General features: G+C 65.3%; 26 protein-coding genes and 1 pseudogene. 15 read left to right on the top strand and 12 right to left on the bottom strand.

Features of this window, described 5'->3' with window-relative positions:
* On the bottom strand, positions 1-426 hold a 426-nt coding region (locus B141_RS0136415), incomplete at its 3' end, for a DUF222 domain-containing protein (RefSeq protein WP_237742905.1).
* A 159-nt stretch (positions 427-585) separates the two neighbouring features.
* Here B141_RS0136415 and B141_RS53180 point away from each other — a divergent pair.
* Positions 586-909 (top strand): annotated as a pseudogene (locus B141_RS53180) (SAM-dependent methyltransferase); the annotation flags it as partial.
* Between the two features lie 377 nt (positions 910-1,286).
* Here B141_RS53180 and B141_RS0136405 read toward each other — a convergent pair.
* The 3 genes from B141_RS0136405 to B141_RS0136395 form a co-directional block, all read right to left on the bottom strand.
* Complete coding sequence (locus B141_RS0136405; RefSeq protein ID WP_020580103.1) at positions 1,287-1,703, bottom strand: VOC family protein; 417 nt, start codon at positions 1,701-1,703, stop codon at positions 1,287-1,289.
* 116 nt (positions 1,704-1,819) lie between these two features.
* Entirely contained in the window at positions 1,820-2,890 is a 1,071-nt protein-coding gene (locus tag B141_RS0136400) for a cytochrome d ubiquinol oxidase subunit II (protein WP_020580102.1), read from the bottom strand.
* Positions 2,887-4,248, bottom strand: a complete 1,362-nt coding sequence (locus B141_RS0136395; RefSeq protein ID WP_020580101.1) for a cytochrome ubiquinol oxidase subunit I — start codon at positions 4,246-4,248, stop codon at positions 2,887-2,889. The genes B141_RS0136400 and B141_RS0136395 overlap by 4 nt, the downstream gene beginning before the upstream one ends.
* 1,192 nt (positions 4,249-5,440) lie before the next feature.
* On the opposite strand from B141_RS0136395, the gene B141_RS0136385 reads away from it, so the two are divergent.
* The 4 genes from B141_RS0136385 to B141_RS0136370 all read left to right on the top strand — a co-directional run bounded on the left by B141_RS0136385 (position 5,441) and on the right by B141_RS0136370 (position 8,563).
* The gene (locus tag B141_RS0136385; RefSeq protein ID WP_020580099.1) at positions 5,441-5,920 is read left to right on the top strand and encodes a pentapeptide repeat-containing protein; all 480 of its coding nucleotides are present in this window, start codon (positions 5,441-5,443) and stop codon (positions 5,918-5,920) included.
* A gap of 98 nt (positions 5,921-6,018) precedes the next feature.
* The gene (locus B141_RS0136380) at positions 6,019-7,278 is read left to right on the top strand and encodes an MFS transporter (RefSeq protein WP_020580098.1); all 1,260 of its coding nucleotides are present in this window, start codon (positions 6,019-6,021) and stop codon (positions 7,276-7,278) included.
* Between the two features lie 136 nt (positions 7,279-7,414).
* Positions 7,415-7,954, top strand: coding sequence for a histidine phosphatase family protein (locus B141_RS44775; protein ID WP_020580097.1), 540 nt, complete (start codon positions 7,415-7,417; stop codon positions 7,952-7,954).
* A gap of 243 nt (positions 7,955-8,197) precedes the next feature.
* Entirely contained in the window at positions 8,198-8,563 is a 366-nt protein-coding gene (locus B141_RS0136370; protein WP_020580096.1) for a hypothetical protein, read from the top strand.
* Between the two features lie 24 nt (positions 8,564-8,587).
* On the opposite strand, the gene B141_RS0136365 is transcribed toward B141_RS0136370, so the two are convergent.
* Both B141_RS0136365 and B141_RS0136360 read right to left on the bottom strand, forming a co-directional pair.
* Positions 8,588-9,145 (bottom strand): hypothetical protein, encoded by a 558-nt coding sequence (locus B141_RS0136365; protein ID WP_020580095.1) that lies wholly within the window; start codon positions 9,143-9,145, stop codon positions 8,588-8,590.
* Positions 9,142-9,738, bottom strand: a complete 597-nt coding sequence (locus tag B141_RS0136360; protein WP_020580094.1) for a TetR/AcrR family transcriptional regulator — start codon at positions 9,736-9,738, stop codon at positions 9,142-9,144. Before B141_RS0136360 ends, B141_RS0136365 begins: the two co-directional genes overlap by 4 nt.
* Positions 9,739-9,846: 108 nt before the next feature.
* Here B141_RS0136360 and B141_RS50105 point away from each other — a divergent pair, with 108 nt between their 5' ends.
* A complete protein-coding gene (locus B141_RS50105; RefSeq protein ID WP_020580093.1) occupies positions 9,847-10,017 on the top strand; it encodes a hypothetical protein in 171 nt (56 codons plus the stop codon).
* Between the two features lie 60 nt (positions 10,018-10,077).
* On the opposite strand, the gene B141_RS0136350 is transcribed toward B141_RS50105, so the two are convergent.
* Positions 10,078-10,533, bottom strand: coding sequence for a GNAT family N-acetyltransferase (locus B141_RS0136350; RefSeq protein WP_020580092.1), 456 nt, complete (start codon positions 10,531-10,533; stop codon positions 10,078-10,080).
* 316 nt (positions 10,534-10,849) lie between these two features.
* Here B141_RS0136350 and B141_RS44770 point away from each other — a divergent pair, with 316 nt between their 5' ends.
* Entirely contained in the window at positions 10,850-11,734 is an 885-nt protein-coding gene (locus B141_RS44770; RefSeq protein WP_020580091.1) for an aminoglycoside phosphotransferase family protein, read from the top strand.
* Positions 11,735-11,938: 204 nt separating this feature from the next.
* On the opposite strand, the gene B141_RS46620 is transcribed toward B141_RS44770, so the two are convergent.
* Complete coding sequence (locus B141_RS46620; RefSeq protein ID WP_020580090.1) at positions 11,939-12,373, bottom strand: HEAT repeat domain-containing protein; 435 nt, start codon at positions 12,371-12,373, stop codon at positions 11,939-11,941.
* 508 nt (positions 12,374-12,881) lie between these two features.
* Here B141_RS46620 and B141_RS0136330 point away from each other — a divergent pair.
* From B141_RS0136330 to B141_RS0136315, 4 genes are all read left to right on the top strand, one after another.
* Positions 12,882-13,313: a helix-turn-helix domain-containing protein gene (locus B141_RS0136330; protein ID WP_020580089.1), complete on the top strand. Its 432-nt coding sequence runs from the start codon at positions 12,882-12,884 to the stop codon at positions 13,311-13,313.
* Entirely contained in the window at positions 13,310-14,149 is an 840-nt protein-coding gene (locus B141_RS0136325; protein WP_020580088.1) for an alpha/beta fold hydrolase, read from the top strand. The genes B141_RS0136330 and B141_RS0136325 overlap by 4 nt, the downstream gene beginning before the upstream one ends.
* A gap of 322 nt (positions 14,150-14,471) precedes the next feature.
* Positions 14,472-14,882 carry a hypothetical protein gene (locus B141_RS0136320; protein ID WP_020580087.1) on the top strand — a complete coding sequence of 137 codons (411 nt, stop codon included), beginning with the start codon at positions 14,472-14,474 and terminating at the stop codon, positions 14,880-14,882.
* Positions 14,883-14,960: 78 nt separating this feature from the next.
* Complete coding sequence (locus B141_RS0136315) at positions 14,961-15,737, top strand: DinB family protein (protein WP_020580086.1); 777 nt, start codon at positions 14,961-14,963, stop codon at positions 15,735-15,737.
* A gap of 123 nt (positions 15,738-15,860) precedes the next feature.
* Here the strand turns inward: B141_RS0136315 and B141_RS0136310 are convergent, their stop codons facing one another.
* A complete protein-coding gene (locus B141_RS0136310) occupies positions 15,861-16,793 on the bottom strand; it encodes a phosphotransferase (protein WP_020580085.1) in 933 nt (310 codons plus the stop codon).
* A gap of 221 nt (positions 16,794-17,014) precedes the next feature.
* On the opposite strand from B141_RS0136310, the gene B141_RS0136305 reads away from it, so the two are divergent.
* The 4 genes from B141_RS0136305 to B141_RS0136295 all read left to right on the top strand — a co-directional run bounded on the left by B141_RS0136305 (position 17,015) and on the right by B141_RS0136295 (position 19,492).
* The gene (locus B141_RS0136305) at positions 17,015-17,398 is read left to right on the top strand and encodes a nuclear transport factor 2 family protein (RefSeq protein ID WP_020580084.1); all 384 of its coding nucleotides are present in this window, start codon (positions 17,015-17,017) and stop codon (positions 17,396-17,398) included.
* A gap of 307 nt (positions 17,399-17,705) precedes the next feature.
* Positions 17,706-18,212: a GNAT family N-acetyltransferase gene (locus B141_RS0136300; protein WP_026257901.1), complete on the top strand. Its 507-nt coding sequence runs from the start codon at positions 17,706-17,708 to the stop codon at positions 18,210-18,212.
* A gap of 24 nt (positions 18,213-18,236) precedes the next feature.
* Positions 18,237-18,884, top strand: coding sequence for a YciI family protein (locus tag B141_RS53175; protein ID WP_420313621.1), 648 nt, complete (start codon positions 18,237-18,239; stop codon positions 18,882-18,884).
* Positions 18,885-19,021: 137 nt separating this feature from the next.
* Positions 19,022-19,492: a hypothetical protein gene (locus B141_RS0136295; RefSeq protein WP_026257900.1), complete on the top strand. Its 471-nt coding sequence runs from the start codon at positions 19,022-19,024 to the stop codon at positions 19,490-19,492.
* A 38-nt stretch (positions 19,493-19,530) separates the two neighbouring features.
* On the opposite strand, the gene B141_RS46615 is transcribed toward B141_RS0136295, so the two are convergent.
* The 3 genes from B141_RS46615 to B141_RS52025 all read right to left on the bottom strand — a co-directional run.
* On the bottom strand, positions 19,531-20,475 hold the full coding sequence (locus tag B141_RS46615) for an aminoglycoside phosphotransferase family protein (RefSeq protein WP_020580081.1): 945 nt from the start codon (positions 20,473-20,475) through the stop codon (positions 19,531-19,533).
* Positions 20,476-20,614: 139 nt separating this feature from the next.
* Positions 20,615-21,331, bottom strand: coding sequence for a tyrosine-protein phosphatase (locus B141_RS0136285; RefSeq protein ID WP_020580080.1), 717 nt, complete (start codon positions 21,329-21,331; stop codon positions 20,615-20,617).
* Between the two features lie 198 nt (positions 21,332-21,529).
* The coding region (locus tag B141_RS52025) for an integrase core domain-containing protein (RefSeq protein ID WP_020579760.1) at positions 21,530-21,748 on the bottom strand (219 nt) is incomplete at its 5' end.

The following is a 21,748-nucleotide window of genomic DNA, read 5'->3' as shown; positions in this document are numbered from 1 at the left end:
AAGGTTGATCGATTCACGGATGATCTTGGCGTGCAGGAAAGAGATTCGGCCTGCGGCAAGTGCCTGGCCGGTGGCTTGAAGGTTGGTCTCCAACGCTTTGGCCAGCTTCACATCCGCGCCGATAGCGCCGGGGTGAAGGTGCAGCTTGTGCCGCAGCCACGCCGCCGTCGATGTGGCACCCGCCTGGGAGGCGAGTTCGCGCGTGTCAGCGTCGTGGATGAACTGCAGCCGCAAAGCCTCAGCCATAGCGACGATCTGGTGCACCTGCTCCAGCCCGTCAGCAGTGTCGGCGTCCGTACGTGACCAGACAGGGGAGTTCAACGCCTGAGCAAGCCCGTCCTGGACCATATCCAGCAACCCACGCAGCGGCAGCGTGGGCGGGGCGCCAGTCGTGAAATCCATAACCGAAACACTATCGGCGACCACCGACAAAACCCCGCCTGAAAGAGCCCATTCCAAGAGCCTCGGGAATGTAATTTTCCGTGGCCTCGAATAGCGCTAAGTAAGCGAACTAATGGCCTATTGAATGGACCGTCGGCGTAGCGGTTCGGTCAATTCGAGTTGGGTCCGAAAACTGTAGACCTCATGCCCCTTTGGTCTACAGTTTTCGGACCCAACCTCGAGACGTCCTTACCCTCACCGGTGCGCACGGGTTGGTACATTCATCCGCGGACGGCGTTACCCGACGGAACGGCGCTGACGTCGACCTTTCTGGCACGGGAGTACGACGTCCAGGTGTGGGCAGTTGACCTGTGGACCAAACCAACCGAGAACTGGCAGCGGATTCAGGAAGGAGGGCTTGCCGGACAGGTTCACCCGATTTACGCCGACGCGCGCTCTCTGCCGTTCGCAGAGGGATTCTTCGACGCCATCGTAAGTCTCGGCGCCTTCCACACACTTCGGCACGGATGTGCTCCACCTGCCGTACTGCCTGAGATTCCTGAAGCCCGCCGGATCGATCGGCATCGTCAACCCCGGACTCCGGCTCGAGCCTGGCTCAGACGTGCCGTCCAACCTCGCGGCCCGGTGGGGCCCCGATCTGTGCACTTTCCGCAGCTCCGACTGGTGGCGCTACTACTGGGAAAGGACAGGTTTGGTCACCGTCGAGGTCGCGGACATGATCCCCGACGGCTGGAAGGTCTGGCCGCGCTGGCTAGACGCCTGCGACCTGTCGGGCGGGGGTTCGAGCCAGACGCGGAGATGTTGCGCGCGGATGCCTGCGAGCTGCTCGGCTTCACCCGCGTCCGCGCGCACAGGGTCTGGCGTGAAGCAGGGTCTGACGTGGATCAGGACGGTTGCTCGGCGATGATGTTGACCATCCACGCGATGCCGAACCGGTCGATGCACATGCCGAACACGTCGCCCCACATCTGCTTCTCCAGCGGGACCGTGACGTTGCCGCCCTCCGACAGCTTCCCCCAGTAGCGGCGCAGGTCGTCGGCGTCGTCGCCGCTCAGGCTCACCGCGATGTTGGTACCGGGGTTGTACTCCATACCGGACGGGGTGTCGGCGGCCATCAGGGCGAAGCCACGGTCGGTTTCGAGCATGGCGTGCATGATCTTGTTGGCATCGGGGGAGTCGGGTGCGCCGAACTCACCGAAGGTGTTCATCCGCAGGGTGCCGCCGAAGACGTCCTTATAGAACTCCATGGCCTGCCGCGCGTTGTCGGTGAAGCTGATGTACGGGTTGAGACGAGATGCCACCACATGCTCCCTTGCACGAGTCGAACGTCAGTGCGCTGGACACTAGCCCGGGTCACCGACAACCGCTGGGATTCGGATGCCCGTTTCGGTGTGGCACCGAAACACGGCGACCGCGCTCAGTCCGGCGGCTCCACGCCAGGCGGCTCCCCGCCAGGCGGCTCCCCGCCACGCGGCGCCGTGTCGGACTGCCGTACGGTCGTCGGCTGCTGGGACAGGTGGAACAACCACCACAGCGACGGCACGAGCAGGATGGCTCCGCCGAGGAGCGCGCCTAGGCTCGCGGCGAGGACCGTGCGGGACGCCGAGGCCTCCTGCACCGTGACGCCCGGGAGCAGCATGGGGTACTGCCCGACGCCCCACCCCCACAGCAGGCCGGCGACGGCGAGGGCGGCGGTGACGCGTACGGCAAGGAACGCCCGGCGTACCAGCAACACCAGCGACACCACACCGGAGACCACCGACACGATGAGCAGAGGCAGCGCCCGCCCGGTCGTCAGCTCGACGAACAACGACCGCTCATCCAGATACAGCACAAGCAGCCCCACCACGGCGAGCCCGCCGACCACCACACCAGTGATCAGGGCCCGCCGGCGGAAGTACTCCGCAAGGTCCTCGGCGTGCCCCCGCTGCGCGTCACGGGTCAGGTAGACGGCGGCGAGGTACGCCGCGGTGCCGACAGCCAGCAGCCCGGCCACCACGGAGGTGGGGTTCCACCAACTGGTCACCAGGTTTCCCCGCGCGATCCCGAGCGGCACCCGTCCCGAGGCGATCCCCCCTGCGGCGGCGCCCAGGAAGAACGGCGTCATCACGGACGAGAACGCGAAGACCGCGCCGAAGAGCCGCTGCTGCCACAGCTGCGTCGTCACCTTGCGGTAGGCGAACGCGGCTCCGCGGCCGATGATCCCGAGCGCGGCCAGGGTCAGTGGGATGTAGAGCGTGGAGGCCACCGAGGCGAAGACCGGCGGGAACGACGTCCACAGGACGACGACCACGAAGATCAACCACACGTGGTTCGCTTCCCACACCGGCCCCAGGGAGTGCTCGACGAGTCGCCGGGTCTCCCGCCCGCGCTCCGGCCCACCGGCGATGAGGTCCCACACTCCGCCCCCGAAGTCAGCGCCGCCGAGGAGAACGTAGAGGGTGAGGCCCACCCAGAGGACGGCGAGCGTCACCGTGGCCAGAGTCATGACGCACCGCTCTCGTCCGCGTCGTATTCCTGCGGCGCCACCGGAACCGGCCGCTCCCGCGCCAGCAGGCGCAGGACATAGACCGTGGCAATGGTGAGGACGACATAAACGGAGGCGACGATGAAGAATCCCACGACCAGGCCCGGTGCGGGATTCACCGCGTCCGCCGTCCGCAGGATCCCGTAGACAACCCACGGCTGGCGTCCCACCTCCGTCGTCACCCATCCCGACTCAAGGGCGATGACCGCGCCGACACCGGCCAACGCGGACGCGCGGTAGAACCACGGGGACGCGGGTGCCCGCCGCCGGCGCCACCAGACGATCGCCCACCACAGCGCGAGCGCGAGCAACGCGAACCCGATCCCCACCATGACCTGGAACGACAGGTGGACGACGTTGACCGGCGGGCGATCCGTCGGAGGCACCGTGTTCAGGCCGATGACGGTCGCGAACGGGTTCCCGTGCGCCAGTAGGGAAAGGGCGTACGGAATCTCCAGGGCGTACCTCATGTGGCCGTTCACGACGATTCCGCCGACATGCAGGGGTACGCCGGATTGGGTGACGTACACGCCCTCCATCGCGGCGAGCTTGATCGGCTGGTGTTCGGCGACGAACCGCGCGGCCCAGTCGCCGACCACGATCTGGATCGGCGTGATGACGGCGGCGATGGTGAAGGGGAGCGCGAAGCCGAGGCGGTGATAGCGGTCCCGCCGGCCTCGCAGCATCGCGACGGCGTACACGCTGGCCAGGCCGAATCCGGTGACCATGAACGCCGCCAGAATCATGTGCACCGTCTGGGGCGGCGTTGCCGGATTGAACATCGCCCGCCACGGAGCGACCGAGATGATCCTATGATGGCGTTCGTCGAAGCCGGTCGGTTGGTTCATCCAGGCGTTCGCCGCCACCACGAAGAACGCCGACGCTATCCCGGCGATCACGATCGGGATTCCCGCAAGGAGATGTTGACGGGGCGACAGCCGATCCCACGCATAAAGGTAGATCCCCAGGAAGATCGCCTCGATGAAGAACGCGATCGCCTCCAGGGCGAACGGCAGCCCGATGACCTGGCCGTACCTCCCCATGAGCCCCGGCCACAGCAGGCCCATCTCGAACGAAAGGATCGTCCCCGAGACCGCGCCGACGGCGAAGAGGACACCCATCGCCCGGGCCCAGCGGCGGGCCAGTAGTTGGTACGCCGGGTCGCCGGTACGCAGGCCGCGCCACTCCGCGATCAGGGTCATGGCCGGCATTCCGACCCCGAAGCAGGCCAGCACGATGTGCCAGCCCAGCGACAGCCCCATCTGGAGGCGGGCCGCGAGGAGATCAGCAGGAGTCGCAGCTACGGCGAGTGGATGCATCGCCAGGTCCTTGGCCCTCGCTGCTCAGCGTACGACCCTGCCGACCGCCCGCCCCGGGCGCCGCCTCCGGGGCCGCTTCGCACACGCGGTCTGGCGCCCACGGGCGCCGTCGCAGGCGGACGCCGATACCCGGGGCGACGTCAGTGGGTGATCTCGCATAGTGACCGGCCCTCTGCTTGATCGAGGCCTCTTCAAATCCTCCGTGACGAGGCCTGCGTTCAGAATGAGGCCTATTCGAAACCGCCGTTCCGCCGAAGTTGATCAACGGTCCCGAATTCCGGCATCCATGCGGGGAGTGCCCGATCTGTGGACCGTTGATCAACTTTGCCAAGCGGGGCGGCCATGATCGTGAAGGATTTTCGTCGCTATTTGACTAGAATCCTTCACGATCTTCGAGTGGGACGCCACGCTCTTGTCGAGGCGGCGTCGGACAGGTTGCTGGATCTGGGCGCGGGAGTAGGGCCCGCCCACCGAGGTTGCGATGACTTGGCGGAGGAGTGTCGGCATAGAAGCCGAGACATCTCTGCCAAGTCGGCTCCCGCGACCTTCACGATGCCGCGACCTGTCCGGCGCCAGGGGTTTTGATGCCCATCACGAGGCTGCCGGTGGGTTCAGCAGGCTCCTGCGCCTGGTGAACCCACCACGGGCCCGGTGATGCAATGCCGCCCGCGGCACGTTGGTACCCGCGCAAGGCAAGTTGAGCGTGCTTCGTGGGGAGATGCCGCGTGAGGTCGCGCCCGTCTCGAATGGCGTACACCCGATCGTTCCGGATACTGAGAAGCCAGAGGGCCCACGCCGACCTCCGCTCGGCCAGGGCGCGGCTCCACATTTCACGCGGAACGTGGGCCACTTGCCCGCAATGACCTTGGTCTGGGTCGATGTCGCTCCCTATGCGAGATTGCCCACCGAGTTTGAATAGGCCTGTACCACCGCTCGCAGACCTGATACTGGTCAGGTGAATGGAGGTGTGGGGCAGGCTCTCTCGCGAGGGACAAGCCGTGGGGCGATACGACGGCCCGCTCGCACCATTTCCATTGCCTGTGCGGCGTTCACGGTCTTTGTGGTGAGTCTCCTACCGGGATGCTTCGGGGAGGATCACGGCAAGAACTGCCCAGGAAACAAGGGGCCGAATCTGTCGGGCAGATCCTTGTCCGGGCCAGAGCTCAGCGGGCGTCCATTACGGTGCGCGAACATGGAACGCTCGAACCTCAACGGCCAGCAACTTGATGAGGTGAAGCTGACTCGAGCCAACCTCTATCGAGCGAGCCTCCGGAACGCGATGCTGAACAACGTCGACCTCGCTGGCGCGGACCTCAGCTTGGCGAATCTTGATTCAGCGAACCTGGACGGAGTCGACCTGACTCGCGCCGACCTGACCCAGGCTGTCGTTACCGGGCAGGCATCCCTCACCAACGTTGGCCTGCGTCAAGCTCTCCTTGCCGAGACGAATCTGCGAACCGCGGTGTTCACGCGTTCCGATCTCGGTGGCGCCAACCTTCGTGATGCTGATCTGGGCGGGGCCTGGCTGGTCAGCACCAACCTTCGTGGCGCGCGGTTGGATGGAGCGAACCTGGAGGGGACGGTCTGGTCCGACGCGATCTGCCCGGACGGATCCAAGTCACGTGGTAACCCGGAAACCTGTCACGGGCACCTCACGCCGAAGTCACGGTAGCAATCTTGGACGTGCCACCCCAGTCCTCAGGCGCGACAGCCATCAGCGGAACCAACCTGAAGCCTTCCTGGACGACAATCCAGTAGTGTCCTCCGTTGATGACAACGCCGTCGCCAGGCCTCGCCGCGAGGTCCACGGTCCGGGGTGATCGAGACTTCAACCGCCTGTGGGCGGCGCGTTCGATGAGCGATGTCGGAAGTGCGGTGGGGACGCTTGCCCTTCCGCTCGTCGCCGTTCTCACCTTGCACGCGTCGACCTTCGCGGTTTCCTTGCTCACTGCGCTCGGTGCTGCGACCGCGGCCGCACTCGCACTTCCGCTGGGTCTGTTTGTCGAATATCGGCGTAAGCGCCCGGTCATGATCGGCACTGATCTCGCCCGTGCGCTCAGCCTGGCGAGCATCCCAGCGGTAGCCGCGTTCGACGCTTTGACATATCCGCAGCTCGCGCTGGTCGCCATGCTCAACACGGCGCTCGCGATCACCTTCGGTGGGGCGAGCCAAGCTCATCTGAAGGCACTGGTCCCGCATGCCGCACTTGCCGATGCGAATGGGCGGTTGGAGTCGACGCAGTGGTTTGCCAGTTCGACCGGCCCTGCCCTCGGCGGCGCACTGGTCGGACTGTTGGGGCCCGCTCGCACCCTGCTGGTGGATGCCGCCTCATTCCTGGTGAGCGCCGTGTTCGTACGCCGGATCCGCCGTCCCGAGCCGCCGGTCCAGACGCGGCCGGCAAGCCGGCGGGGCGAGATGGCCGCCGGCATGATGTTCTTACTGCGAAACAAGGAACTCCGTCGATGCCTCGCCAGCTACACCGTGTTCGCTTCCACGATCATGTTGCTCTCGCCACTCCAGGCTCTGCTGCTGGTGCGGGAACTCCAGGCGACGCCTCTTGAGTACGGCATTGTTGTCGGCCTGCCGTGTCTCGCTGGCCTGGTTGGCGCCCGGCTCGCCCGTCGCGCCATCGATCGCTACGGCCTCATCCCAACGCTGTGGTGGAGTTCGGTGCTTCGCGGCCCCTGGATGGTACTCATGCCTCTGGCTCCGACGGGTGGGATCGGCCTGCTGATGGTCGGGGTCGCGCTGGCCGGACTCCTCGGCTTCGCCGCGGTCGCGAACACCTCGCTCGCGACGTACCGCCAGCACCACACGCCCGACAATCTGATGGCTCGCGCGGCGACGGCCTGGTCAATGACGATTCGCGTCGGCCAGCCGCTCGGCGCCGTCGCCGGAGGGATTACCGGCACCATTCTCGGCGTCACTGGTGGCATCTGGTTTGGTGTCGTACTCCTTGTCGGGTCGGCGTTCCTCCTTCCGCGGCGCGCCACGACAACACCGCAATCGACGACCGAGAAGTTAGGTTGACGTGCGACGCCCCTAAACCCTGCCTCCGTAGGCGTCCTTGAAAGCTCGGCATGCGGCTGGCGATGCCGCTGCCGATCGCGGACTCGCTCTCTCAAGGCGGGCCGCGAGATCGGCTGGTTCGGTAGGGTCGCTGATCGTGAGAACTCTCGAGATCCGGCGGCACAGCCTGCGCAAGGCCACCGGTGGTTCGCAGCTGGCTCAGGCCGGTGTGGACCTGGCCCGGAAACTTGGCGAATCGATGGGCCCCTTTGCGATGGTGGCGACTTCGGTTGTGCCACGAGCTCGGGAGACGGCGCTCGCAATGGGCTTCGCCGTCGATCAGGAGGTGGTTACGCTCACCTCCGACGAGGATGTTCACGCGGAGGCTCATGCGTCGAAGTGGTGGCTCGCCGATCGTCCCTTTGCCGCACTGGCGTCCGTGCTCGCGGAAGGTGGTGCCTACTACCGATACGCGCACTCCATGGCGGCCCTCTGGCGGGACCTTATGACACCACTGCCAGAAGGCGAGAATGCCTTGTTCATCGGCCACTCGGGCGATTTGGAGGCAGCATTGGTTGCCTGCTTTCCGGATGCCGATCACTCCCGTTGGGGTCAACCTTTCACGTGCTGCGAGGGCGCGCAGCTACGTTTCAATGACTCCTACTTCTGTGCGGTCGAATTCCTTCGAATGCCTTGAGGTGGTCTCGCGATGCATCTTGCTCTGGTCGCAGGGCCGCTACGTATCCTTGACGGAGACTTCCCTGACCGTGAAGGGATGCTGGGCATAGCCGAATCCAATCTGCACCGAGCGCTTTCCCTCGTACGTTAGACCCTGCGGCGTCATACGACCTGCACGCCTGCGCCCGCGCCTTGGCGAAGGACTGTCGGTGGTCGCACCTACCCTGACTGTGCTTGTCCATCCCGGCGTGAAGGAGATCAGATGTACGACGGTGTGCTCATCCTCGAGAGCCTTCGAGTCGGGACGTCATTGGAGGACGTCCCGTTCGTCGTTCGAAAGCTCAGCAAGTACAACGCCACGGGCACGTCACCGGACCAGCCCTCCGTGTGGACAGCCATCGAGTTCGAGGTAGAAGACGCCCACGCCGTGTCGCTGGCCGAGGGTTTGGCCAGCACTTTCGATAAGCCAGGTTGGTACGCCGACTTCCACAATGAGCAGGAGATCTTCGTCGTCTTCCCGGATCGGGTCTTCCGATACCCGCGGGGTCACAGGGCAAGCCGGATGGAAGCCCAGGCGTACGGTCGAGAACTCGGCGTTCCCGAACCCCAGTTGGACTGGACAGACTAGAGCGACGAAGGGTGGGCCAGAAGCTCAGTGAGCCATGGGCGAGCGGCGCGCGAAGGCGGGGCCGGCGAGGAACCAGATCACGACCACCATGGTCAAGGTGATCATCTGCGACCACAGCGGGTTCGTCGCGGCGGCGCCGACGGACTGAGGGATTGGTTCGTGGCGTACGAGAAGCCCGAGGCCGGCGAGGATACTGGCCGCGATCGCCGCGGCGATCACGACGCGCAACCACTCGGTCCACAGTCCGCGTACGTACGCGGCGCTGCCCTTCGCCGGTTTGCTCGGCCGCTCGCCTCCGGCGAATCGGTGGGCGAACCGAGCGTCGGCCCAGCGGACGAGCGGGTGGCCGAACGCAATCGTGAAGCCGATGTAGGAGGCGGCCAGGGCGTGCGGCTGCGTGGGCTCGGCGCCCTGCGCGAGGTCGATGGCCACGAACACCAGCAGCGCGACATCAACCACCGGCAGCGCCCACAGCAGCACAGTGCTGATCCGTCGCAGCCGCAGCGGGTACCGGCAGACCAGCGCCACACCCAGCAGAACCCAGAACGACACCTCGGCGGCGACGATCCCAGTGACGATCACGCCTTCACCTCCAATGCTTCAAGCCAGCCGGCGAGTGCGTCGCGTGCCTGCTGACGGGAGTTCAGATCCGGCGCGACAAGCAACTGCAGCATCAGCCCATCCAGGAACGCATGCAGCCGTACAGCCTCCGTGTCCACGTCGATCTCAGGGCGGAGCATGCCGAGCGTGCGCAGGTCGGTCAGGATCGTCACCACAAGCTCCCGCGCTGCCCGGACGCTCTCTGAGGCAACCGGCTCCAGCGCGGTGTCGATCCGAGACCGGTCAAGGAACTCCAGGTAGGCGGCGAACTCCGCGTGGGTCCGGTCGGTGAACGGTAGTAGTTCCTCGAGCATCGCGCGCGCCCGTTCCCGTACATCGGGCGTCTGCGCGGCGGCGCGGACACGCTCGGTGACGGTGGCCATGAGCTCGAGCATTGCGAAGTTGTGCAGCTCTGCCTGGGACGGGAAGAAGTGCCGCACCGACCCGGTCGCGAGGCCCGCCTCCTCGGCCACGCCCCGTACGGACGCGGCTGGTAGGCCGCCGCGCAGGATGAGCCGCCACACCGTCTCGGCCAACTCGCGCCGTCGCCGCTCCCCGTCGATCGTATTCGCCACGAGGCTCAAAGTAGCACACCCGTGTTAGTTTGACTGCCGGTGTTGGCCGCGGCAGGTCGCAGGCGCAGCCTCTAGACCCGGCTGGTTCCGCGTGCCATCCTCGCCGCCATGAAGACGTTCCTGATTGTGGTCGCGATCGTCGTTGTCGCGTTGCTGGTCCTGGGAGGTCTTGCCATGCGGCGCGGGAAGCTCGGTGTGCCATGGGCAAACCGGACTGAGCGCGATAGCTATGACCGGGACAAGTCGAAGGGTCCTGACTCCTACACGGGCACGATCTGACGTCGCCTCCCCCGTTGCATCGCTTGCAAGGGTCCGGCGACGCTGGGGCTCGATGGCGCCTTACGTCTTGTTTGGGCTCCACTCCATTCTCACTCGCGGATGCTCGATCCCTTTGACTTCGAACCCCAGGCGTGCATAGAGGCCTTGCGCGGGATTGTTAGTAAAGACGCTTAGTCGGACCGGAACGCCGCGCTTCTGAGCAGCCTGAAGGATGTCTCTTAGTAGCTGGGTTCCGATGCCTCGACCCTGAGCCTCGGGAAGTAGCGCGATCTCCTCGATGAAGTCGCACTCGTTCTCGTGGATGACGCATAGGTAGCCGACGGGCCGCCAGCCTTCCTCGACGATCTCGAATGGGAGTTCGTCGAACTCCCTGTCAGCGGTTAGGCGCTGTTCTGTGTCGTTCCAACCCGCGATCTGCTCGACGTAGGCGTGGAAGGCCGCGCGTCGCACCTCGAAGACGAACTGTCGATCGTTCTTCTTGGCAGGACGGACCCGAAGGTGGGCGGAACTCACCATTGCGTGACGCTACGACATGGGCTGGGGTGCAAGCAATCCGGTGATGGCTGTGGACGACGCTGTGGCGGTTTCGCGGCCAGGGTCGGCCTTCCAGTCACCGGCTGATCAGACCCGAAGCGGCGTACGACGCGGATGCCCGCCGCTGCCCACGTAGCCGCTGTTACCTCGGCGTACCCACCCTCATACGCCGACGCTGTGACCACGATCAGCTTGCGACAAAAGGCTTTGTGGGCCAGACCGTCAGATTGAGACGATCCCGTGAAGACCGGCCGAGCACGGGCCGCGCCCATCAGGCCGAGATCGGGGATGAGCTGTCGTGATCGTTGTACCGCAGGATTTTGAAGAAGGTTTGATCCATGCCTACGGTGACGCCGGGCGCCGCTGGGCGCGGTCCCTTCCGGCGCTGGTCGAGCAGCTGTGCTCCGAGTGGGGCTTACAGCTCGTGGAGGATCAGCCGCCGTACGGTGACTGGAATCTGATTCTGCTAGTGCGCCGTGACCACGAGCCATGTGTGTTGAAGATCTTCGGTCCCGATCCAGGGGCATCCGATGAGGTCCATGCGCTGAGGAGATGGGCCGGCCGTGGCGCGGTTCTGCTCCTCGAAGCAAGTCCTAACGGGGAAGGAGTGCTGCTGGAACGCCTTGATCCGACGCGTCCGCTGACGAGTATTGAACTGATGCGGGCCGCGGAGATCGCCGGGTCTCTCATCCGGCAGCTCACCGTACCCGCCCCACCCGGTCTTCCACTGCTGGTCGACATAGCGCAGAGCCACGCCGAAACGTTCAAGCTGCGACAGCAAGCTCAGGGCAATCCGCTACCCAGCCGTTGGGTCGACCTTGCGACCCAGCTCGCTCAGGAGCTTGCGGCCGATTCAGGCGAGAGCCTCGTACACAGCGACTTGCATTACGGCAACGTCCTGGCCGGCACCCGGGAGCCTTGGCTAGCCATAGACCCCAAACCAGTCATCGGGAATCCTGAACGATCGGTTCCCGAGCTGATGTGGACCCGTATCGACGACGCCCCGGACGAAGCCGCAGTGCGCGACCTGTTCAACGCACTAACCCGGGCCGGCGACCTCGATGCGCATAGAGCCTGGGCCTGGACCATCGTCCAAACCGTCCATTACTGGCTCTGGGGTCTGAACGCGGGACTAACCGAAGATCCAGTCCGCTGCCGCCGACTACTCGACACCCTGACGTGACCCAAGAGAGTGGACTGCCAGTCTCGCCTGACCGCGCCTCGGCCGCAGGATGTAGCTGACCGGTCGCCTGCCGGCGAGGACCACGGAGGTTTCGCGATGGACGAGTTCCCGCCGCTTGTCGTACGAGCACAGGCCTTCGCCCGGCAGGTCGACTTTCCTCCTACCAGGCAGGAAGCTGGTCATGCCGGTCCGTCCGCGTCCTGATCAGTCCTGGCTCAAGCGGATTAGGGCGCGTTCAGCAGCCTGCCGGACGCGCGGCACCGGGTCGTCCATGAGGTCTGCCACCTCGGAGCTGGCTTCCTCGACGAGATGCCTCGCGACGACCTTGGCGGCCATCTCCCGTACGCGCCAGGAGCCGTCGGTCAGGGCCGTGCGTACGCAGTCGATCGCGCGGGCATCCCACGACCACAGCAGTCCGCGCAGCGCCCAGACACGGAACCAGTAGGTGTCGCTGTGTTCGGCCCCGTCGAAGTACTTCTCGGCGGTACCAGGCCCGGTCAGCGACGTCAGGAGCGCCGGGTCGGTCTCGCCCCGGAGAAGGGCAAGGCAGTCCGCGAGCACCGACTCCCTTCCCCGCCGAACGCACTCGGCCTCGATGTGCTCGCGGGGAGTGGTTCCCCACAACGAACCTCGTGCCATGTCGAACATCCTGCACTTTGAGGTCGCAGTTGGCGACGTCGAGGCAAGCATCGGCCCTCGGCGGTAAATCCGTTGTCCGGGGAACCCTGGTCTGATCCCGCGGCGGCACCAATCTGGCCGGCGTACAACCGCATGTGGGACCGCATCATCCACATCGTCCGGCGAGCCGGGCATCCAGTGATCCTGCTGTGCCCCACACCGTCCCCCGACGAGGTCGCCGCCGGTGACCCGGATGGGCCCCCACCGGGCGCTCCTGGACTGTGCCGATCAGCTTCGGTACGCCAGGCTCCGGGCACGCGGCTGATCCGCGGAGTGGATCGATGACGCCCTGGCGGACGCCGCGCAGACTCGCGAGCTCATCCCCACCGTGACCACGACGGACGACGAGGACACCGAGAAGATCGCCCGACGAGTCCTCGCGTGGGTGGAGACGACCGCACAGGTCCTTCCCTAAACTTCCGTAACCGTCCCTGTTGCGCTCATCGATAGTGGAAGTTAGAGTACGTTCGTGAACGAACGCCTCTACTCCGTGGAACAGGTCGCCGAGCGCCTGGGCCTGCACGTACGCACCATCCGCAACTACGTGCGGGAGGGCCGGCTCAAAGCGGTCCGGATCGGCAAGCAGTACCGGATCGCACACGAGGACCTGGAAGCCTTCACCGGCCGTCCGGTGCCGGCATCCACGCGCGAGACGGTCGGGCGGCAGCGGCGTACCGACGTGTCGAGCATCGTGGAGGTCGACGCGATCAGCCCCGAGACGGCCCACCGCGTGACCACCGCTCTGACGGCCTCGGTCGCCCACCGTGGCCAGGGCGACGAGCCACTGCGGATCGAGACGGCGTACGACGAGGAGAGAGCGCGGATGAAGATCATCGTGCTGGGCGGCCTGGCCGACACCGCCAGGCTGCTCGACTACATCGAGGCGGTACTCACGTCATGAACACGATCTACAAGTCCGAGGCCGGCGCGAACGAGATCCAGCGCCACTACCGCGGCATGCTTTCGAACTGGCCGGTCCCCGCCGAACACGTCCGGGTGCCCACCGGCGAAGGCGAGACCTTCGTCGTCGTCTCGGGGCCGGAGGATGCCCCGCCGCTGCTGCTCCTGCACGGATCGGGGGCGAACGCCACCATGTGGGGCGCCGACATCGCCTCCTGGGCGGGGCCTTTCCGCACGTACGCCGTCGACCTCATCGGTGAGCCGGGCCTGAGCGCGCCGTCCCGGCCGCCGTTGACCTCCGACGCCTACGCGTTGTGGCTGGACGACGTACTCGAGGGTCTCGGCATCACGACTACCTCGATTGTCGGCGCATCCCTCGGCGGCTGGATGGCGCTCGACTACGCCACCCGGCGACCAGAGCGGGTGACCCGCCTGGCCCTGCTCTGCCCGGGTGGTATCGGCAGGCAGAAGATCGGGTGGCTGTTCAAAGCGCTGCTCCTGCGACCGTTCGGACGCTGGGGAGTACGCCAGTCGGCCCGAACCGTCGCGGGCCTGGAGGCCCCCGAGGACGGACCCGTCCTCGACTACCTGGTGCTGACCTTCACGCAGTTCAAGCCGCGCATGGATCGCCTGCCGGTGTTCTCCGACGAGGCGTTGAGTCGCCTGACCATGCCGACGCTGGTGATCGTCGGTGGTCGGGATGTCATGCTCGACTCCGAGGACACTGCCCGGCGCGTACGTCAGAATGTCCCGCACGCGACCGTGAACCTCCTGCCCGACGTGGGGCACTCGATCCTCGGCCAGACCGACTCCGTCCTGACGTTCCTTCGCGGCTGACCGTCCATGGACAACGCAATCCGGCCTTCGGAATTCGACCTGGAGGAGGGTGAGGAGGACGCCCTGAAGTGGCTGGCGAGCCAATGTTTGTCATCATGCACTCCGATAAGCCTCAGGGGGTGGTATGAGCTGGGTGGCGAACCTGATGCTGTCGGTGGCGCCCGACGATGGCGCTAATGCCGAAAAGTTCGACAGGTGGCTCAGTGCGGAGTGCCCGCGCCGCGAGGAAGGTTCTCTCGGGTATGGATGATCCGGGATGGCGCTGCTCGACAGTACGCCCCGACCGTGCCCAACGGGGAAGACGACGACTTCTAGCCCGCGAATGTCGTACGGTTGCGATCTGCTTCGGCTGACGGAGGCGATGGCGGCGGTGGGCAACGCTCTGCGGTTGGTCTGGAAGGCACTCGCTGTTGGGGCGCTAGCGTGCGTTCTGGTCGTTCTCGGGCTCCTTGTCGACTCCAGCCGGGTCAGTACTGCGGGAGAGCTCGCTGACGTTCGCCTTGGACTCCCGTTCGACTGGGTTCACCAGGACCAGTCATGGATGGACCCGCCTGCCGGCTCCGCGTACGACCTACGGTTCCGCCTGCCGCAGGAGAATCCGACGCAGGTATCTGTGGGTATGTTCGCGGCGAACCTCGCCCTGGCCTCCGTGGCCGTGGTCCTTGCCTGGGCGGGTCTGCGTCGCCTTGTTGCCCACCTTGCCCGGCAAGGCGCTGTCCACGTGAGCACTTGATCAGCTTCCGTAGCACGAGTCTGCACCTCTGCCCCTTCCGGTCGCGGATCGTCCGGAATCCTTGCTACGGTCCCGGCCATGGCTGACTGCTCGGGCGAAGACCTTCGGGGCTCCAGATTCGAGCGCGTCGATCTCGCAGGATCCGAGTTCTGGGCCAGCGACCTTACGCAGGCGCGGTTCCGCGGAGTCGACATGAGTCGCGTCGTGATGCGCGGTGTCGAGTTGGTTGACGTCGACATCCACGGCGAGATCGTGAACCTGACCATCAACGGGGTCGACGTCGGGCCATTGATCGATGCCGAGCTTGACCGGCGATACCCCGATCGGGTGAGGATGCGCCCGACCGACCCGGCTGGTTTCCGCGAGGCTTGGACCATCCTCGAGCGGCTCTGGGATCAGACCGTGGCGCGGGCTCGCTGGCTGGACCCGGACCTGCTGCACGAGTCAGTCGACGGTGAGTGGTCGTTCATCGAGACGCTGCGACACCTTGCGTTCGCCACCGACTCCTGGATCCGACGCGCCGTACTCCAGGATCCGTCTCCGTGGCACCCGCTGGACCTGCCATGGGACGAGATGCCTGACACGCCGGGCGTACCCCGAGATCGCGACGCGCGACCGGCACTCGACGTCGTACTCCAGCTCCGCCGCGACCGGATGTCCACCGTGCGTGATCTCCTTGCCGAGTTGGCCGACGAGTCGCTGGACAGCCACACCAAACCTGTCGAGGGGCCCGGATGGCCACCGGCCCGTAGCTTTCCAGTACGAGAATGCCTGCAGATCATCCTCAACGAAGAGTGGGAGCACCGGCTGTACGCCGAGCGGGACCTGGCCGTTCTGGAAGCTCGCACCCCCTGAGGAGGGTCATACGCTTGGAAAGCTGCCGCCTTGATCACTGCTGACCCGTCACGGACCATGATCGGCCGCACTATCAGTGCTGGCGGGTGGGAACGTGGAGCTAGGGCGCTCAGGGCGGCGCGGTCAGATCGCCTGCCAGTCCGTGCCATCCGGTTGCGGAAGGACGAGGCACGACGCGGCCCACGATAGGTCGATCGCGGTTAACCGGACGAACACCCTGGCAAGCCACGACGGCAACGCGTGTTCGTCGAGGACACGTCGCGCGAGCGAGGCGCACCCGGCGGCCGCCCACCCGTCGCCGGTGGGCATCACTTCATAGGGGAGGGGACCGCCTTCGAGGTGCAGGGTGGGGAGAAGCTGGGCGAGGTCGTGCTCGGCGTGGCCGCGCGAGGCGTTGCTCCAGTCGACGAAGACCACACGTTCGGCGTCGATGCAGATGTTGTCACTGCGGAGGTCCCCGTGGACCGTCCAGTCGCCGCTGTCGTCGAGGCGCGCTTCGGCTTCAACGAGCAAGGGGGCGGCATGAGTGAGCCAGGTCGCCGAGCAGAGCCCCAGGTCGAGGAACGCATCTCGGTCCGGCCCCTTGCGCATAAGCGCTGGCCAGAGCGCGGGGCGTCGAGGTGACGGGCCGAACACGCTTGGCGCCTGAATGCGGGACAGGTCCGCTACTGCGGCGAGCACTTGGTCGATGTCGCCCGCCCGCCAGTCCACGCCCTGGTGACTGGCCGGCCAGTGCGCAAGGCGCAGGTCTTCTACGACGAGGATGGGATAGCAGCCGGGTTCGTCGATCCAGGCGACGACGCCCGGTACGAATCGTTCGGGAACGTGTTGGAGCGCGGCGTACTCGGTGCGGAGCCAGCGCTCCGTCTGTTTGTCGGTTGCCGCCTTAATGAAGACGCGGGTTCCGTCTCCCAGCGTGACCGAGTAACGGGCAGCCGCCGATAACCCCGTATCGGGCCTGACCCATTCTCTCGCCGGCTGATCAAGAGTGCGTTCGATGCGCTCGCGAATAGCGGCTGTCGAGGTCGACCGGGCGCCATTCGGGACTGAGGGCATCTGTGCTCCCGACGTATCAGCAGAATCGCTGAGGAACGGTAACACGGCGGTGTGGTTTCAGCTTGGGAACGTACCCCTAACCCCTGTCGCTGTCGGCTATCGGCATCTACGCTCGGTTAAGCGTCGACGGCCGCTCTGTGTCGAAGGACCCGGATGGCCACCGGCCCGCAGCTCCACCACGAACGGCCACGTCAGTTTTCGTGGGTGGTAGTGTCCGCGGCGTGGACGAGGTGGCAGCTACGCGGCAGGTCGCGACGGCGTACGTCAACGATCTGGAACGCCGGGACTGGTCAGGGTTGGCTGTGCTGCTTGCTGATGATGTGGTCTATGAGATGCCTCAGACGCGTGAGCGTATTCGTGGCAAGGCAAGGTTCCTGCAGTTCAATAGCGAGTATCCCGGTGACTGGCACTTGCGGGCGCGTCGCGTGGTAGCGGACGGTCAGCTCGCCGCTGTGTGGCTTGACGTTCGGGTTGGTGCTGAACACCAGGACGCCTGTGTGTGGCTTGAGCTGTCCGAGCATGGATTGATCAGCCGGATCGTCGACTATTGGCCCGAACCGTATGAGCCGCCGGCGGGTCGGGAACACCTTGTGGAGCGGTGGTAGCAGCTCAGCGGTCTAAGCCTTTCAACTTGTCCCGCTTGGCTGGTTTGAAGCCGAGCGGTTCGAATATCGGCATGGTTCCAATGTGGCCCATCGTTTTAGCTGTCAGCCAGCTTAGGGAACGTACATATACGACCCAATGTGCCGGCTCCCGCCGAGCTGGGTGGCCGTGAGTGGCCTGAAACAGCAGCGTAGTCATCGGTGTAATCCCTCAAGCGCGGCGATATTCGTTTCCAGACTCACAGGTCGCCAGTCCATGATGTCCGTGAACGTCGGACGAGGACGCGTCGAGGAGCGAGGGATGAAGGTCATGGGGACAACCCATACCGGCGTGGTGGAGCTGCACCTGACGGTCCGGGACATGGAGGAGGCCGACCTTCCGGACCTCGCCTGCTTCTACTCGCGGCTTGGCCTGGAGAAGATGCCAGCGGAACTCGAGCGTGCGCGTCGCGGCGTCGTCGACCACCTGGTCGTCTGCACGCCCTCGGGGCTACTGGTCGCGAAAGGCGGAGTCAACTACGACGAGAAGCCGGAGGCCGGGGTGATCTGGACCCTCTCCGTCCGCGCCGAGCTGCGCTCACTCGGGATCGGGACGGTCCTGATCGGTGCGGCCGAAGACCGGATCCGGGCGCGCGGCCTGCCCCGCGCCGAGATCGGTGTGGAGGAGAACAACCCGCGGGCACTCGCGCTGTACGAGCGGCTGGGCTACGTGGCGTACGGCAGTGAGCCCGCCTCCTGGGACGACGAAGCGGAGGACGGCACGGTCCAGCTGTACGAGACGACGTGCACGTTGCTGCGCAAGGACCTTCGCTCCTGACAACAACGTTGCCGATGGTTCGCCGTGGACGGCGGGTCGGCCCGACTTGTGGTTCGCGAAGAGTGGAGGCGAGCGGTGCGGTTCTTGGTCTACGGCCGTGACGGCCACGCGTTCGACTTCGGGCCCAGTGACCGTCACGAGGCCCATCAGGCGTACATGGATCGCTGGTTGTCCCATCTCATCGGCCGAGGCCCAACACTGTCTCCAGACGGCTCAGATCACACCGGCAGCGTGCACGTTATTGAGGTTGCGGACGCTGACACCGCTCGCGGCTTCGCGTTCCAGGAGCCGTACGCGCAAGCCGGCTGGTATGCAGACGTATCGGTGCACCCGATGCTCCCAGGCGTTGCAGGGACCATGTGGGACAGGCCGGTCCCCGACACGGGCCATCCCGCATCTTTTGTCCGGGCAACGTGGCCATTTCAATCGCTTGAGGACCTGGACGTCTCATCGCTGAATCAGGGTCTTACTGAATCGACGCCAGAATGGTTATTCGCTGGCCTAGTACTAACCGACGACCTGGCGTGCAGCTCTGGGTTCGCAGGTGCCATCGACCTCAGTCCGGATGAGGCGATAGATCAACTACGCAAACTAGTCATTGACACAGTGGGGCCTAACGCCGAGATAGAGGTACACCGGTGGAGGCGAGGAGGCCGAACGGCGTCGCCCTGAGATGACGTCAACCAGTCATGCGGACCGTCAGTGGCCGCGTCGGCTAGTCGTAGGCCCGCGGAGTGGCGTCAGGCCGCGCCACCGAGCCGATCCGCGTGCAGCGGCTGGCCGACAACATCGCCGTCATGAGGAGGGACATGAAGTATGTGATCGTCCAGAGACAGAGCCAAGGCGTCTACTGGCACGACCCGTCCGCCTACCTGGCCGAACTGCCGAAGCTTCGTGCACGACTCCCCACCGGGGCATGGACCTTCACTACAGATCCAGAGCACTACGACTTCGCGGCACCGCACTGCGTGAAGGACCTCAAGCTGCGCTCGCTGCCTCCGGCAGCCGCCGCCAAGCCATCCTCCTTCGAACTCCGCTTCGAGCGCGGTCCGATCCAGGGACGGAACGGTCTCACCATCTCCTACAGCGACGTCACGACCGTTGAGATCCACACCGAGAACGGCTCGGCATTCGACTTCTCCGACTACAACAGCCTGCGGCTGGACGAGACCCTGCCCCACCCACGGGGATGCACCCATGAACTGGCCTTTACCACCGCCACCATCCGGATCACCTGCGCCGACCTCCAGGCAAAGTGGGATCCCATCGACCTTCGCTAACAGTTGATCGAGAGTTGCTCGACGATGGTCGCCGAAGATCATTCGCGGAGGTGATGAACGAGCCGCGCGCTCCAGAGATCGCCTTGCCAGGCTCCCAGTTCGGTCATTGTCATGCCTTGGGTGTACGCGGCGAGTGCATCCGAGACAAGTCTGGCGAACATCCAGGCCTTTACCCGTTCGGCATCGAGGTCAAGACGGGCAGAGAACTGGGCGATCGCCGTTGCCCATTCGGTCGGGGGATCTGCAAGGTCGCCCTTGCGGAACAGGAGATACTGCACCGCGTCATAGGCGGGGTCGCCGACCATCGGCAATGGATCTATGGCCAACCACGGTTCTCGCTCGGCGGACAGAATGTTTTCGAGGTGGAAGTCACCGTGCAGCAAGACTTCGGCTGGACCAGATCGGGAAAGCTGACCCAAGAGGTCGACTGCGGTGTCGAGCAACCATTGATCGAACGGCGCGCCGGCCATCTCGTACCGCGCAGGTAAGGCATGCGCGAGCCGGACAGCGCGATCGGCAAGACGGTCGAACTGCGGCCTTGGCAGGCCAGGCCGGTGCAGCCGCTCCAAGACTTCGGCCGCCACTCGATCCGCGTCATCAGGATTGTCGACGTGGTCTAGTGTCGCGCCGGGCTCGCAGCGCTCTACCAGCATGGCCCCGGTAGCGGGGTCATACTCGGCCAACTGAACCGCCCCGTCACCTGCCCATTCCCGCAATGCATCGGCCTCAGCGGCGCGCGCACCAGCCGGCAGCGTGCCCAACTCAACCGTCGACGGCATCGGCACCTTCAACACCAGCCGCCGCGGACCACGGTTCGCCGTGACAACAAGAGACACGTGACACCCAGCAAACGGTGACCCAAGGTCCAACGACCACTCATCGCTGAGCCGGCGGCACACCTCGGGCAGTCCCGCAAGCCACTGACGGCTGCCCTGACTCACGTTCAACGCCTTCTGGCACAGCCGTTCTGGAATCGTGATCATATTCCTCCTGTGCAGCCTTGCTCCGGCGGAGCAGCGGTCATGGAGCTCCGCGAAATGACAATGGGCCGGAGTACGACGCCGGCTCCGCCGTCAAGCGGCTCGCCGGCCGTGGATGACCCGGGCAGGTCGCCGGGCAACCCTAGCTCGGGACGAGCCTGGCTTTTAGGGCGTTGACCTGGTTGTCGCTCAGCCCTCCGAGGCGGAGGTACGGCTCAACACCTCCGTATCTGTCGTCGAGGTGCTTGAGAACCGCGAGCATCGTCTCTGGTCGGGCGGTAAAGGACTCAGCCAGTTGGCTCCGTTCGGTGGGGTCGTTGATGAGGGCGAGCTGTTCGTCGAAATGGTTGCGCATGCGGTCGTCCAGGATGGCGTAGTCAGCGGCGACAGATTCGGCGCCTACTCCCGCGAGGCTCAGCGCAAGTGCGACGACGTTCCCGGCGCGGTCTTTTCCGGCGTGGCAATGGACGACGACTCCGCCGGGCGGCGCGTCTGCGATCGCTCCGACCGCGGCGGCGAGCAGGTCGGGGTTGCGGTCGAGCATCACGATGTAGTCCTGGTCGATGCTCAGGGTGGGGTCGTAGGTGTCGCCGGGCTTGGACAGCGGCATGTTGTGATGGATCGGATCGTTTGTGAAGGGGGACGGATACGCGGCGCACTCCTGTGGCGACCGTACGTCGACGATGCGGCTCACGAATGCCTCCCGGACTGCTTTAACGCCGGCTTCGGTCAGCCGTGTGAGATTGTCGGAGCGGATCAGTGCTCCGGCGCTGATCTGCCGACCGTCGCTCGTGGGTAGGCCACCGAGGTCGCGGACGTTGAGACAGTTCGGCCACTGCGGATGGATGCGTCCTGTCACAGGCACTTGTACCTCTTCCTTGTCGGCCGCCGATCGGGACGGTCGCTGGGGCTACGCGAGACATGAGTCTGCGCTACTGGGCGCCGGAACATAAGTCTTGAAGTTGTCCCGCAGAGCTGCGAAAAATGGATTGGGAGAGCTTGCGATTCGTGGGCCAACTGAACCGCCCCGGAGTGTCCGGAGGCTCGGGTTTGTGTGTCAGGCGGCCTTGGTGTGGCCGGTTCGGTGAGTGTAGTGAATCTGTTCTACCTGGAGGGGTGTCAGATCGTCGAGGGCTTGGTGGGGCCGTTCGGTGTTGAACCAGTGGACCCATTCCAGGGTCGCGATTTCGACGTGTTCGAGGGTGGGCCATGGCCCGTCTGGGCGGATGAGTTCGGTCTTGTAAAGGCCGATCTGGGACTCGGCGAGTGCGTTGTC

Origin of the sequence: Actinopolymorpha alba DSM 45243 (genome assembly GCF_000373925.1) — a bacterium.
Classification (GTDB): Bacteria; Actinomycetota; Actinomycetes; order Propionibacteriales; family Actinopolymorphaceae; genus Actinopolymorpha; species Actinopolymorpha alba.
The sequence above is the reverse complement of the archived record's forward strand: the minus strand, read 5'-3'. Positions and strand labels throughout refer to the sequence as shown.